The following is a 13,821-nucleotide window of genomic DNA, read 5'->3' as shown; positions in this document are numbered from 1 at the left end:
CGCAGGGGTCCGCCGCGGGTCAGGCGTCCTCCGCCAGTTCCAGCCAGCGCAGCTCCAGCTCGTCGCGCTGCCCGGCCAAGGCGCGCAGCTCGGCGTCCAGTTCGGCCACCTTCGCGAAGTCCGTGGCGTTCTCGGCGATCTGGCCGTGCAGCCTGGTCTCCTTCTCGGAGATCTTGTCGAGCTGCCGCTCGATCTTCTGGAGCTCCTTCTTCGCGGCGCGCACGTCGGCGGCGCTCTTCTCCCCCGCCTCCGTGGCCGGCTTCGCCGCCGGCGCGGGGGCGTTGGCCGCCGCGGCCTCCTCCATCCGCTGCCGCCGCTCCAGGTACTCGTCGATGCCGCGCGGCAGCATCCGGAGGGCGCCGTCGCCGAGCAGGGCGAAGACGCGGTCGGTGGTGCGCTCGATGAAGAACCGGTCGTGGGAGATGACGATCATCGAGCCGGGCCAGCCGTCGAGGACGTCCTCCAGCTGGGTCAGGGTCTCGATGTCGAGGTCGTTGGTGGGCTCGTCGAGGAAGAGGACGTTGGGCTCGTCCATGAGCAGGCGCAGCAGCTGGAGCCGCCGCCGCTCACCGCCGGACAGGTCGCCGACCGGCGTCCACTGCTTCTCCTTGCCGAAGCCGAACGTCTCGCACAGCTGGCCCGCGGTCATCTCGCGGCCCTTGCCGAGGTCGACGCGCTCGCGGACGCGCTGCACGGCCTCCAGCACCCGCCAGGTGGGGTCGAGCTCGGCGACCTCCTGGGACAGGTAGGCCAGCTTGACGGTCCTGCCGACGCGCACCTTCCCGCCCGCCGGCTGCTGTTCGCCCTCGCTGCGGGCGGCTTCGGTGAGCGCGCGCAGCAGGGAGGTCTTGCCGGCGCCGTTGACGCCGACCAGGCCGATGCGGTCGCCGGGGCCGAGCTGCCAGGTGACGTGCTTGAGCAGCACCTTGGGGCCGGCCTGGACGGTCACGTCCTCCAGGTCGAACACGGTCTTGCCGAGCCGGGACGACGCGAACTTCATCAGCTCGCTGCTGTCGCGGGGCGGCGGGACGTCCGCGATCAGCTCGTTGGCGGCCTCGACGCGGAAGCGGGGCTTGGAGGTGCGGGCGGGGGCGCCGCGCCGCAGCCAGGCCAACTCCTTGCGGACGAGGTTCTGCCGCTTGGTCTCCTCGGTGGCGGCGATGCGCTCGCGCTCGGCGCGGGCGAAGACGTAGTCGGAGTAGCCGCCCTCGTACTCGTAGACGTCGCCGCGCTGGACGTCCCACATGCGGGTGCAGACCTGGTCGAGGAACCAGCGGTCGTGGGTGACGCAGACGAGGGCCGAGCGGCGTTCGCGCAGGTGCCGCGCGAGCCAGGCAATGCCCTCGACGTCGAGGTGGTTGGTGGGCTCGTCGAGGACGATCAGGTCCTGCTCGTCGATGAGCAGCTTGGCGAGTGCGATCCGGCGCCGCTCGCCGCCGGAGAGCGGACCGATGACGGTGTCCAGTCCCTGCGGGAACCCGGGCAGGTCCAGCCCGCCGAACAGGCCGGTCAGCACGTCCCGGACCTTGGCGTTGCCCGCCCACTCGTGGTCGGGCATGTCGCCGATGACCTCGTGGCGGACGGTGGCCTCGGGGTCGAGGGAGTCGTGCTGGGTGAGCACGCCGAGCCGCAGCCCGCCGGAGTGGGTGACCCGTCCGGTGTCGGGCTCCTCCAGCTTGGCGAGCATCCGGATCATGGTCGTCTTGCCGTCGCCGTTGCGGCCGACGACACCGATGCGGTCCCCTTCGGAGACGCCGAGGGACACGCCGTCGAGAAGTGCACGGGTGCCGTACACCTTGCTGACGTTCTCGACATTGACCAGGTTGACGGCCATTTCTCTCCTGCCTGGGGGACGATCGACCCTCCAGGGTAGTCCCGGCCGCCGGTCCCTAGGATCCGAGCACCGTCGCCCCCGCCGCCGGGCCCGACGCCGTGCGTACGTCGCGGCAGGTGCCGGACGCCCTCAGCACCCCGGCGATGTCCGACGCGGACCGGGCGTCCGGGGCGAGGAAGGCCGTGGTCGGGCCCGAGCCCGAGACCAGCGCCGCCAGCGCCCCCGCCGCCCGGCCCGCCGCGAGGGTGTCGGACAGTTCGGGGAAGAGGGACAGCGCCGCGGGCTGGAGGTCGTTGGTGACCGCCACGGCGAGGGCCGCGGGGTCGCCCTTGGCGAGGGCGTCGAGGACGGGCTGCGCGGCGACCGGCTCGGGGACGTCCCGGCCCTCCGCCAGCCGGTCGAACTCCCGGAAGACCGCCGGCGTGGACAGGCCCCGCGCGGCCATTGCGAACACCCAGTGGAAGTCGCCGCCGACCTCCAGCTGCGTCAGCCGCTCGCCCCGCCCGGTGCCCAGCGCCGCCCCGCCGACCAGGCTGAACGGGACGTCGCTGCCCAGCTCGGCGCAGATCTCCAGCAGCTCGGCCCGGGAGGCGCCGGTGCCCCACAGGGCGTCGCAGGCGACCAGGGCGCCGGCGCAGTCCGCGCTGCCGCCCGCCATGCCGCCGGCCACGGGGATGTCCTTGGCGATGTGCAGGTGGACGCCGGGCTCGCGGCCGTACCGCTCGGCGAGGACGAGGGCCGCGCGCGCGGCCAGGTTGGTGCGGTCCAGCGGGACCTGGTCGGCGTCCGGGCCCTCGCAGGTGACGCGCAGGGCGTCGGCCGGGGTCGCGGTGACCTCGTCGTACAGCGAGACCGCGAGGAAGACGTTGGCCAGGTCGTGGAAGCCGTCGGCGCGGGCGGCGCCGACCGCGAGCTGCACGTTGACCTTGGCGGGGACGCGGACCGTCACGCTCACTTGCTCGTCACTCCTTGTGTTCGGCGATACGCGCGAACTCTTCCACGGTCAGCGCCTCTCCGCGCGCCTGCGGCGACACGCCCGCGGCGACGAGGGCGGCCTCGGCGGCGGCGGCCGACCCGGCCCAGCCGGACAGAGCGGCCCGGAGGGTCTTGCGGCGCTGGGCGAACGCGGCGTCGACGACGGCGAACACCTCGCGCCTGGACGCGGTGGTCTTCAGCGGCTCGGTCCGCCGGACGAGTGACACCAGTCCGCTGTCGACGTTCGGCGCGGGCCAGAAGACGTTGCGGCCGATGGCGCCGGCCCGCTTGACCTCGGCGTACCAGTTGGCCTTCACGGACGGCACGCCGTACACCTTCGAGCCGGGTCCGGCGGCGAGCCGGTCGGCGACCTCGGCCTGGACCATGACGAGGGTGCGCTCGATGCTCGGGAAGGTCTCGAGCATGTGCAGGAGGACGGGCACGGCGACGTTGTAGGGCAGGTTGGCGACGAGCGCGGTCGGGGCGGGGCCCGGCAGCTCGGTCACCTGCATGGCGTCGGAGTGGACGAGCGCGAACCGGTCGGCGCGCGCGGGCATCCGGGCGGCGACGGTGGCGGGCAGGGCGGAGGCGAGGACGTCGTCGATCTCGACGGCGGTGACCCGGTCGGCCACCTCGAGGAGGGCCAGGGTGAGCGAGCCGAGACCCGGTCCCACCTCGACCACCACGTCGTCGGGGCGTACCTCGGCGGTGCGGACGATACGGCGGACCGTGTTCGCGTCGATGACGAAGTTCTGGCCGCGCTGCTTGGTGGGGCGCACGCCGAGGGCCGCCGCGAGTTCGCGGACGTCGGCGGGGCCCAGAAGGGCGTCGGAGGTGGGGCTGCTCACCCCGCAAGGGTAGCCGGGGGCGTCCGCCGGGCGGCCCGGGGCGGCCGGGCACCGCCGGTCATCCCCGCAGCCGGGCCCCGCAGTGCGGCCAGGCGCTCGCCCCGCTGCGCACGTAGAGCTTCTTGGCCCGGTACGTCTGCTCCGCCGCCGGGGCGTCCTGGGGGCGGCCCTGCCCGCCGAGGCTCCGCCAGGTGGCGGTGTCGAACTGGTACAGGCCCCCGTACGTCCCGGAGGGGTCGACGGCGTCCGGGCGTCCGCCGGACTCGCAGGCCGCCAGGCCCTGCCAGTTCAGGTGGTCGGCGCCCCGCACGGAGACGGGCCGGGGCCGGGTGCCGACCCGCACGACCTGGGGGCGGGGTTCGCGCACCACCTCGGTGCGCAGCCTGCGCGGCTTCTGCCGGACCCCGTTGACGGTGCGCACGGCGTACGTGGTGCGGCGCAGTCCGGGCTGCCCCGCCTGCTCGACGACCTCGGTGCCCCGGAGCAGGGAGGAGTCCTCCGTCCGTTCCTCGGCGAAGGGGAGGGGGTCCTCGCGGACCTCCGTGGTGTCGGTGACGCGCAGCACGGTGACGGTCTGCCCGTCGCGCGGGAAGCCGGTCCCGGGGACGGAGGTGGTGTCCTGGCCGCGCAGGGTGACGCCGGCCTGCTCGACGGCCTCGTGCACGGTCGCGGCGTTGGTGCGGATGGTGCGGGCCCGGCCGTCCGCCATGACCGTCACCACGCGTTCGGTGCGGACGTCCAGCGCCAGCCCTTCGCGTCCGATGCGCCGGGAACGCGACGTGGACAGGTGGGCGCCCTCCGTCCGGACCCCCAGCTGCCGCAGCGCCCCCTCCACGGTCTCGGCGGTGGTCCACACCTGGCGCCGGTGGCCGTCGAGGGTGAGCAGGACGGGCCGCCCGTAGTGGACGGCGATCTCGTCACCACTGGTGAGCGGTGCCCCGGGGGCGGGCGAGACGACGTCGTGGGCGCCCACCGGGATGCTCTGCTCGGCGAGCAGTTCGGTCACGTCGTCGGCGAAGGTGTGCAGGGTGCGGGGCCTGCCGTCGACGGTCAGCTCCACCGCCTTGTCCTTGGCCACGAAGGCGGTGGTGCCGCCGGCGAGGAACGCCACGACCAGCGCCTGCGGCAGCAGCCGGCGCACGGTGCCGTCCGCGCGCCCGGCGTACCGGGTCCGGCGCCGGTGCGCGGCCCGCCCGCCCGCCGCGGGGACGGCCGCGCGCGGTGGGGCGCTCTGCCGGGGCAGTGCGGGCCCGGCCGCCTCGTAGGCGGGCCGGTACGTCTCCCCGTAGGGCAGGGTCGGCGCGCTGTGCACGTCGTACGGTTCACAGGTCTCGTAGGGCTCGAACTGCGTTCTGCTCACGCCGACACGCTCCAGGGGTCCGGATCGGGCCCCCAGAACCTAGCCGAGCGTCCGTCACTCTCCAAAGCGACGCGGCTACGTCGAGTGACGCACCGTATGTCCGTATGTGTGTCCGTACGTGTGTCAGTAGCCGAAAGCGCGGGCCGTGTTCGCCGCGAGGGCCGTCGCCAGGGCGTCCTCGTCGATGCCGCGCACGGCGGCCATCGCCCGCACCGTGACCGGGACCAGGTAGGGCGCGTTGGGGCGGCCCCGGTACGGGACCGGCGTCAGGAACGGCGCGTCGGTCTCCACCAGGACCAGTTCCAGCGGGGCGAGGGCGAGGGCGTCGCGCAGGTTCTGGGCGTTCTTGAAGGTGACGTTGCCGGCGAACGACATGTAGTACCCGGCCTCGGCGCAGATCCCGGCCATCTCCGCGTCGCCGGAGTAGCAGTGGAACACGGTGCGCTCGGGGGCGCCCTCCTCCTTGAGGACGCGCAGGACGTCGGCGTGGGCGTCGCGGTCGTGGATGACCAGGGCCTTGCCGTGCCGCTTCGCGATCTCGATGTGGGCGCGGAAGGACCTCTCCTGGGCCTCCTTGCCCTCGGGCCCGGTGCGGAAGTAGTCCAGGCCCGTTTCGCCGACGCCCTTGACCTGCGGCAGCGCGGCCAGCCGGTCGATCTCCGCGAGGGCGTCGTCCAGGGCCGCGTCCCCGCCGGGCTGCCGCGCACCCTGCCTCGACCAGCCGTCGGGGTCGCCGTGGACGATGCGCGGGGCCTCGTTGGGGTGCAGGGCGACGGTGGCGTGGACGGCGTCGTACTCCGCCGCCGTCTCGGCCGCCCAGCGGGAGCCGGCGAGGTCGCAGCCGACCTGGACGACCGTGGTGACGCCGACGGACGCGGCCTTCGCGAGGCCCTCCGCCACCGTGCCCGACTGCATGTCGAGGTGGGTGTGCGAGTCGGCGACCGGTACCCGCAGGGGTTCGGGGAGCGGCGGGGCGTCGTTCTTGTCGGTCCGGTCCGAGGCGTTCGAAGGCATGCCCCGATCCTACGAAAGGAGCATGCCGTGCGGATGTCCGGAGGCCGCGGGACGGTCAGCTCGCCCTGCGCTGGAGGTGGAGGGCCTGGAGGAGGTCGGACAGGTGCCGGCGCCGGTGCCCGGACGAGGTTCCCGGAGTCCCCGGTCCCGGCCGCTCGGGCACCTGCGGGACCTCCAGCGGTCCGGCCGGCGGCACCCGGTGGACGCCGTGCCCGGTGCCGCGCACCGAGGCGACGCGCCCCGGCCGCATGATCCGTACGACGTGGCTGTCGCAGTTGGCGCACGTGGGCCGGCTCAGCGGGGAGGGCACGATGCGGCCGTCCGCCACGTAGAGCACGAACTCGCGGCCGTCGGCGTCCTTGTGGTGCTCTATCTCGAACGACTGCTCCCAGCCGTGCCCGCATCGCATGCAGGCGAACGAGTACGACTCGTGGGCGACGGCGGTGGCTCCGGCCCGCAGTCCGGGCTGCCCGGTGATCTCACTCATGCCGGCTCCTGCTGTCCGCTGGACGTGGGGAACGGGTACGTCCCCCTGCGTCCAGTGGACGCCTCGCCCGACAGGAACGCATCAGTCCTGTCGAGTATTGGAGCCGTTTTGGGCGTTCCTTGCCCGAGCGCCCCCGGCGGGCGGGGCGGGGCTTTGCCTTGCGGAGGGCCTGTTTGCCCACCCATGGGGCGCAGGCGCGCATGACGCCCGTCCTGCCCGCGCAGGCGCGCAACGCCCGCGTCGTTCCCGCGCGGGCGCGCACGGCCGCCGTCGTCTGCGCGCCGACGCGCGTCGTCGCCGTCGCGCAGGCGCGGCGCGGACAGCCCCCGCTCTCCCGAGCGGGTGCCCTCGCGTCCCGCCCTATGCTCCGGCGTGCTTCGCGGCGACCACCGCGTCGAACACCTCCCGCTTGGGGACGCCCGCCTCGGCGGCCACCGCGGCGATCGCCTCCTTGCGCCGCTCCCCGGCCTCCTCGCGCACCCGCACCCGGCGCACCAGTTCCTCGGGGCCGACCTCCTCGGGCCCGGTGTCCGGTGCACCCTCGACCACGACGGTGATCTCGCCGCGCACCCCTTCGGCGGCCCACGCGGCGAGCTCGCCGAGGCCGCCACGCCTGACCTCCTCGTACGTCTTGGTCAGCTCCCGGCAGACGGCGGCCCGCCGGTCGGCGCCGAACACCTCGGCCATCGCGGCGAGGGTGTCGTCGAGGCGGTGCGGGGCCTCGAAGTAGACGAGGGTCCGGCGCTCCCCGGCGACCTCGCGCAGCCGGCCGAGCCGTTCGCCGGCCTTGCGGGGCAGGAAGCCCTCGAAGCAGAACCGGTCGACCGGCAGCCCGGACAGCGCGAGGGCGGTGAGCACGGCGGACGGGCCGGGCACGGCGGTCACCTTGACGTCCCGCTCGACGGCCGCGGCGACCAGCCGGTAGCCCGGGTCGGACACCGAGGGCATGCCGGCGTCGGTCACCAGCAGCACGCGCGCGCCGCCCACCAGCTCCTCGACCAGTTCGGGCGTACGGGCGGACTCGTTGCCCTCGAAGTACGACACGACGCGCCCCTTGGGCGTCACCCCGAGCGCCTGGGTGAGCCGGCGCAGCCGCCGGGTGTCCTCGGCGGCGACGACGTCGGCGCCCGCGAGTTCCGCGGCGAGCCGGGGCGGGGCGTCCTGGACGTCGCCGATGGGAGTGCCCGCCAGTACAAGGGTTCCAGTCACGTCCCCCATCCTCCCAGGGGTGCGCGGACGGGGACGCATCCGGACCGGTGAGGGCCGTGCGCGGGACGTGCACAGCACGGTTCCCTACGATGGCGCGGTGACCAGTACCGCGTCCTCCACGGACCTCCGGCAGGACCAGGCACCGCCCGACCAGGGGCCCACCTGGCAGCAGCGGCTGCGCCGCTTCGGCTACACGGCGGGGCTGCCCGCGGGCGACGTCCGCGACCGGCTGGTGCCGCCGTACACGCGGCCCGGCCCGCGGCTGTGGACCTTCCTCGGCCTGTCGAAGACGGCGGCCGACCGGATCGGGCGCTGGTCGGGCTGGGGCGGACCGCTGCTGGTGACGCTGCTGGCGGGCGTGCTGCGGTTCTGGAACCTGGGCAGCCCGAAGGCGGTGATATTCGACGAGACGTACTACGCCAAGGACGCCTGGGCGCTGATCCACCGTGGCTTCGAGGTCAACTGGGACAAGAACGCCAACGACCTGATCCTGAACTCGGGCGGGGACGTCCCGATCCCGACGGACGCGGCGTACGTCGTGCATCCGCCGGTCGGCAAGTACGTGATCGGGCTGGGCGAGCTGATGTTCGGGTTCGACCCGTTCGGCTGGCGGTTCATGACGGCGCTGCTCGGCACGCTGTCGGTGCTGCTGCTGTGCCGGATCGGGCGCCGGCTGTTCCGCTCCACGTTCCTGGGGTGCCTGGCGGGCGCGCTGATGGCGGTGGACGGCCTGGCGTTCGTGATGAGCCGCACCGCGCTGCTGGACAGCGTGCTGATGTTCTTCGTGCTGGCCGCGTTCGGCTGCCTGGTCGTGGACCGCGACAGGGCCCGCGGGAAGCTCGCCGCCGCGCTGCCCGAGGACGCCGACGGCCGGGTCCGCCCGGACGCGCACGTCGCCGAGACGCTGCGGCTCGGGTGGCGGCCCTGGCGGCTGGCGGCCGGGGTGATGCTGGGCCTGGCCGCGGCCACCAAGTGGAACGGCCTGTACGTCATGGCGGCGTTCTGCGTGATGGCCGTGCTCTGGGACGTCGGCTCCCGCCGGGTCGCGGGCGCCCGCCGGCCGTACCTGGCGGTCCTGAAGCACGACCTGGGCTGGGCGTTCCTGTCGACCGTGCCGGTCGCCGTCCTCACCTACATCGTGACCTGGACCGGCTGGATCCTCTCCCCCTCCGACGGCTCCGGCGGCTACTACCGCGACTGGGCGACGGCCGACGGCCGGACCAGCTCCTGGTCGTGGCTCTTCCCGGACTGGTGGCGCAGCCTGTGGCACTACGAGACACAGGTGTACGAGTTCCACACCCACCTGACGTCTCCGCACACGTACCAGTCCAACCCGTGGAGCTGGATCGTCCTGGGCCGCCCGGTCTCCTACTTCTACGAGTCGCCGGGGGCCGGCACGGACGGCTGCCCGGCCGACGCGGGCGAGAAGTGCGCCCGCGAGGTGCTGGCGATCGGCACGCCGCTGCTGTGGTGGATCGGCTGCTTCGCCCTGCTGTACGTCCTGTGGCGCTGGGCCTTCCGCCGCGACTGGCGCGCGGGTGCCATCGCCTGCGGGCTGGCGGCCGGCTACGTGCCCTGGTTCCTCTACCAGGAGCGCACGATCTTCCTGTTCTACGCCGTCGTCTTCCTGCCCTTCCTGTGCCTGGCGGTGGCGATGCTGCTGGGGGCGATCGTGGGCCGGCCGGGCTGCGGCGACACCCGGCGCGTGGCGGGGGCCACTGGCGCGGGCGTGCTGGTGCTGCTGATCGCCTGGAACTTCATCTACTTCTGGCCCCTGTACACCGGCACGGCGATCCCCATGGAGGAGTGGCGGTCGCGGATGTGGCTCGACACCTGGGTCTGACGCGACCGCATCTCATTCGGACAACTTCCGGACACACCCGTACCGCGGGCCACTCCCGGCACCTAGAGTGCACCTCACAACTACTTCTGAACGCGTTCAAGAAAGCGTGTTCAGGGTCCGACGGGGAGGGGACTGCCGATGGGCAGGGGGGTGAAGGCCGCCGTCATAGGCGGCGTGTTCGCCGTGATGGTGGGCGGGGCCGGGTACGGCGCCTACAACGTCGTGTCGGCGCTGGACGGGGGCGGGGGCTCCGGTGCGGCCGGGGCGTCCACGAAGAGCGGGCCGCCGAGCGGCGACGAGGTGAAGGAGACCGCGGACAAGTTCCTCACCGCGTGGGAGAAGGGTGACGCGACGACGGCGGCCTCGTACACGAACAACGCCGCGATCGCCGGGACGCTGCTCACGGCCTACGGCGAGGACGCCCGCATCACCGGCGTCGAGATCACGCCCGGCGAGGTGAGCGTGAGCGGCATGACCGTGCCGTTCACCGTGAAGGCGAAGGTCTCCTACGACGGCCAGTCGAAGCCGCTGACGTACCGGAGCGAGCTGACCGTGGTGCGCGGGCAGACCTCCGGGCGGGCGCTGGTCGACTGGGACCCGGCCGTCGTCCATCCCCAGCTGAAGGACGGCGACACGCTGGTCACCGAGGAGTCGGCGACCCCGCAGATCCAGGCGGTCGACCGCGACGGCACCGTGCTGACGAAGGAGAAGTACCCCTCGCTCGGCCCGGTCCTCGCCACCCTGCGCGAGAAGTACGGCGACAAGGCCGGCGGCACGCCCGGCGTCGAGCTGGCGATCCGGCACACCATGACCCAGGCCCCGGACACCCCGTTGCTGACGGTGACCGAGGGCAGGCCCGGCAAGCTGCGCACCACGCTCAGCGCGAGCGTGCAGGCGGCGGCCGAGCGGGCGGTCGGCAGGTTCGACGAGTCCTCGGTGGTCGCCGTCAAGCCGAGCACCGGCGAGGTGCTGGCCGTGGCGAACAACCGCGCGGACGGCTTCAACGCGGCCTTCCAGGGCCGGGTCGCCCCCGGCTCCACCATGAAGATCATCACCGCCGCCATGCTCATCGACAACGGCGTGGCCTCGATGAACAGCCCGGCGCCCTGCCCGGACACGGCGACCTGGCAGAGCCAGACCTTCAAGAACCTCACCAAAATGAAGCCCGACACGGGCGCCACGCTCGCCGACGACTTCCTGCGGTCCTGCAACACGGGCTTCATCAAGCTCATCGACGAGGACCCGCTCACCGACTCGTCGCTGACGCAGGAGGCCCAGGAGCGGTTCGGGCTGGGCCGGGACGACTGGCAGACCGGCATCGTCTCCTTCGACGGCAGCGTCCCCGCCGTCAGCGGCCCCGACCGCGCGGCGGGCGCCATCGGCCAGGGCCAGGTCCAGATGAACCCGCTGAACATGGCCTCGGTGACGGCGACCGCCATCACCGGCGAGTTCCGCCAGCCGTACCTGGTCCCGCCGGAGCTGGACGGCCGGCAGCTGGCCACCGCCAAGGGGCTGCCGCAGAGCACCGCCTCCCAGCTCAAGCAGATGATGCGGCTCACCGCGACCCAGGGCACCGCCGTGAACGCCATGTCCGGGCTCGGCGGCGACATCGGCGCCAAGACCGGCTCGGCCGAGGTCGACGGGAAGGCCACGTCCGACAGCTGGTTCACCGGCTTCCGCTACGACGTCGCGGCGGCGGCCATGGCCCAGCAGGGCGGCCACGGCGGTGACGCGGCCGGTCCGATCGTGGCGGACGTGCTGCGGGCAGGCGGCTGAGCACGCTCCGGTGGGGCGGGACGCCCGAGGGGGTGTCGTTCGGCCCAGGCCGAGTCCAGGCAGCGGTGCTCTGCAGCTGCCCCGAGCGGGGTCCGGTGCGTGCAGCCGAAAGGCGGAGGAGGGCGACAGGGCGGAGCCCTGGCAACCGACAACGCCGCAGATGCGCGTGCCGGACCCGGTGACCCCGGCAAGATCCGAACGACACCCCCTAGGGTGGTCGCCGTCGTGGCAAGGGTGCGGCAGCAGGGGCCCGGGACTTCCGGGCGACGCGGAGGAACGGGACGCGAGTGGGCAGCAGAAGGGCCGTCGCCGGGCGACGGAAGACGAGACCGGCCCTGGTCGGCGGAGTGGTCGCCGTGGTCGTGGGCGCGGGAGCCGGCGCGTGGGCGCTGTACGGCGGGGCCGCGGCCGAGGAGACCGGGCGGACGACGTCCGCGGCGGCCGAGGACAAGGCGCCGGCCGGTCCGCTGACGGCTGCCGAGGTGACCACGGCCGCCCAGCGGTTCCTCACGGCCTGGCAGCGGGGTGACGTCGCCGCCGCGGCCGCCGCGACCGACGACGCCGAGGCGGCCACGGCCCTGCTCACCGGCTGGACGAAGGACGCCCACGTCACGGACACCACGCTCACCCCGGGCACCCCGGCCGGCGCAAAGGTCCCGTTCTCCGTCAGGGCGACGGTGGCCTACGGGGGCGAGGCACAGGACGGGACCCGGCAGAGCGCGTCCCCGCAGGCCGCGTCCCCGCAGGGGGAGGCGGTCAGCAAGCCGCTCGCCTACGACAGCGCGCTGACCGTCGTCCGCCGGGCCGGCGACGGCGCGCCGCTCGTCGACTGGCACGCCGCCGTCGTCCACCCCGAGCTGAAGGACGGCGACACGCTGGTCACCGGCGAGGCCGGGACGCCCCCGGTCAAGGCGCTGGACCGCGACGGCGGAGAGATCACCGCCGCGACCTACCCGTCGCTCGGCACCGTCCTGGACGGGCTGCGCGAGAAGTACGGCAAGAAGGCCGGCGGCACGGCGGGCATCGAACTGCGCGTGGTCCGCGGCAAGGAGTCCAAGGCGGCGAAGGCGTCCGACAAGACCCTGCTGGAGCTGAGCGAGGGCACGCCGGGCACCGTGCGGACGACCCTGGACCCCGGCCTCCAGGCCGCCGCCGAGCAGCAGGTGGCGGGCAAGGCGCGGGCGTCGGTCGTGCTGCTGCGCGCCTCGACGGGGGAGATCCTCGCGGTCGCCAACGGCGGCCACGGCTTCAACACCGCCTTCCAGGGCTCCCTCGCCCCCGGCTCCACGATGAAGGTCGTCACCGCCTCGCTGCTCATCGAGAAGGGCCTGGCGTCGGCCGACAAGCAGCACCCGTGCCCGAAGTACTCCAGCTACGGCGGCTGGAAGTTCCAGAACGACGACGAGTTCGAGATCAAGAACGGCACGTTCAAGGCCAGCTTCGCCCGGTCCTGCAACACCGCCTTCATCAGCCAGGCCCCGAAGCTGGAGAACGACGACCTGACCAAGCAGGCCCAGCAGGTCTTCGGCCTGTCGAGGAACGACTGGGCGATCGGCGTGCCGAGCTTCGACGGCTCGGTTCCGGTGCAGAGCGCGGCGCCGATGGCCGCCTCCCTCATCGGGCAGGGCGGGGTGCGGATGAACCCGCTGAACATGGCGTCGGTGTCGGCGACCGTGCGCACCGGCACCTTCCACCAGCCGTACCTGGTCGACCCGTCGGTCGACGGGCGCAGGACGGCCAAGGCCTCCCGCACGATGTCCGCGTCGACGCTGGGGCAGCTGCGCGAGCTGATGTCCTACACGGCCACGAGCGGTACGGCGGCCGAGGCGATGGCCGGGGTCAGCGGTCAGGTCGGCGCGAAGACGGGGTCCGCCGAGGTCGACGGCCAGGACAAGCCCAACGGCTGGTTCACCGCGTACCGGGGCGACCTGGCCGCGGCGGGCGTGGTCCAGCAGGGCGGTCACGGCGGCGACACGGCGGGGCCCATCGTGGCGGCGCTGCTGAAGGCGGGCGGCTGAGCGGGCGGCTGACGGCGGGCTGCTGAGCGGACGGTTCCGGCGGCCGGACGGGCGGCGCAGGGGCGGCCGGGCGGCTCAGTGCGGAACCGGCTCGGCCGCCGCCGCGTAGGTGCGGCGCAGGAACCGGATGAGCGCCTTGGTCTCGAACTGGACGACGGAGCACCCCTGCGGGGAGTGGAACTCGACGACGGCCTGCACCCGCCCGCAGGGCCACACCCGTACCTCGCCGCTCCCGGTGGGCGCCCGCAGTCCCTGTTCGAGCAGGTCCCGGGAGAACCTCCACTCGCGCGCGACGGGGCTGCGGCCCCGCCCGGGCAGCCCCACGCACACCGAGCGCGGGTCGTGGTCGGGGTCGTAGCGGAGAACGACCGGTATGGCGCCGCCGTCGTCCTCGTCGGGGAGATCCGCGTCCGTGAGGATGTGGGCTCGTGCGTACTGTTCGACAACGGACATCGGA

Annotated in this window: 11 protein-coding genes; 3 read left to right on the top strand and 8 right to left on the bottom strand. The window is 73.7% G+C overall.

Going from position 1 to position 13,821, the window contains the following annotated elements; translation table 11 throughout:
* Positions 1-19 precede the first annotated feature (19 nt).
* The 7 genes from IEZ05_RS29190 to rsmI all read right to left on the bottom strand — a co-directional run bounded on the left by IEZ05_RS29190 (position 20) and on the right by rsmI (position 7,727).
* Positions 20-1,834 carry an ABC-F family ATP-binding cassette domain-containing protein gene (locus tag IEZ05_RS29190; RefSeq protein ID WP_189233255.1) on the bottom strand — a complete coding sequence of 605 codons (1,815 nt, stop codon included), beginning with the start codon at positions 1,832-1,834 and terminating at the stop codon, positions 20-22.
* 55 nt (positions 1,835-1,889) lie between these two features.
* Positions 1,890-2,789, bottom strand: coding sequence for a 4-(cytidine 5'-diphospho)-2-C-methyl-D-erythritol kinase (locus tag IEZ05_RS29185; RefSeq protein ID WP_189233254.1), 900 nt, complete (start codon positions 2,787-2,789; stop codon positions 1,890-1,892).
* 7 nt (positions 2,790-2,796) lie between these two features.
* Positions 2,797-3,657: a 16S rRNA (adenine(1518)-N(6)/adenine(1519)-N(6))-dimethyltransferase RsmA gene (gene rsmA, locus IEZ05_RS29180; protein ID WP_189233253.1), complete on the bottom strand. Its 861-nt coding sequence runs from the start codon at positions 3,655-3,657 to the stop codon at positions 2,797-2,799.
* A 58-nt stretch (positions 3,658-3,715) separates the two neighbouring features.
* Positions 3,716-5,017 (bottom strand): resuscitation-promoting factor, encoded by a 1,302-nt coding sequence (locus IEZ05_RS29175; protein ID WP_229869910.1) that lies wholly within the window; start codon positions 5,015-5,017, stop codon positions 3,716-3,718.
* 123 nt (positions 5,018-5,140) lie between these two features.
* Positions 5,141-6,031: a TatD family hydrolase gene (locus tag IEZ05_RS29170; RefSeq protein ID WP_189233252.1), complete on the bottom strand. Its 891-nt coding sequence runs from the start codon at positions 6,029-6,031 to the stop codon at positions 5,141-5,143.
* A 55-nt stretch (positions 6,032-6,086) separates the two neighbouring features.
* On the bottom strand, positions 6,087-6,518 hold the full coding sequence (locus IEZ05_RS29165) for a hypothetical protein (protein ID WP_189233251.1): 432 nt from the start codon (positions 6,516-6,518) through the stop codon (positions 6,087-6,089).
* 360 nt (positions 6,519-6,878) lie between these two features.
* Positions 6,879-7,727, bottom strand: coding sequence for a 16S rRNA (cytidine(1402)-2'-O)-methyltransferase (rsmI, locus tag IEZ05_RS29160; protein WP_189233250.1), 849 nt, complete (start codon positions 7,725-7,727; stop codon positions 6,879-6,881).
* Positions 7,728-7,824: 97 nt separating this feature from the next.
* On the opposite strand from rsmI, the gene IEZ05_RS29155 reads away from it, so the two are divergent.
* From IEZ05_RS29155 to IEZ05_RS29145, 3 genes are all read left to right on the top strand, one after another.
* On the top strand, positions 7,825-9,570 hold the full coding sequence (locus tag IEZ05_RS29155) for a dolichyl-phosphate-mannose--protein mannosyltransferase (protein ID WP_189233249.1): 1,746 nt from the start codon (positions 7,825-7,827) through the stop codon (positions 9,568-9,570).
* Positions 9,571-9,708: 138 nt separating this feature from the next.
* The gene (locus IEZ05_RS29150; protein ID WP_189233248.1) at positions 9,709-11,346 is read left to right on the top strand and encodes a penicillin-binding transpeptidase domain-containing protein; all 1,638 of its coding nucleotides are present in this window, start codon (positions 9,709-9,711) and stop codon (positions 11,344-11,346) included.
* Positions 11,347-11,633: 287 nt separating this feature from the next.
* The gene (locus IEZ05_RS29145) at positions 11,634-13,364 is read left to right on the top strand and encodes a penicillin-binding transpeptidase domain-containing protein (protein WP_189233247.1); all 1,731 of its coding nucleotides are present in this window, start codon (positions 11,634-11,636) and stop codon (positions 13,362-13,364) included.
* A gap of 75 nt (positions 13,365-13,439) precedes the next feature.
* Here the strand turns inward: IEZ05_RS29145 and IEZ05_RS29140 are convergent, their stop codons facing one another.
* Positions 13,440-13,817, bottom strand: coding sequence for an SsgA family sporulation/cell division regulator (locus IEZ05_RS29140; RefSeq protein ID WP_189233246.1), 378 nt, complete (start codon positions 13,815-13,817; stop codon positions 13,440-13,442).
* Between the last annotated feature and the right edge of the window lie 4 nt (positions 13,818-13,821).

Origin of the sequence: Streptomyces flaveolus, from assembly GCF_014648815.1 — a bacterium.
GTDB classification, from domain to species: Bacteria; Actinomycetota; Actinomycetes; order Streptomycetales; family Streptomycetaceae; genus Streptomyces; species Streptomyces flaveolus.
The sequence above is the reverse complement of the archived record's forward strand: the minus strand, read 5'-3'. Positions and strand labels throughout refer to the sequence as shown.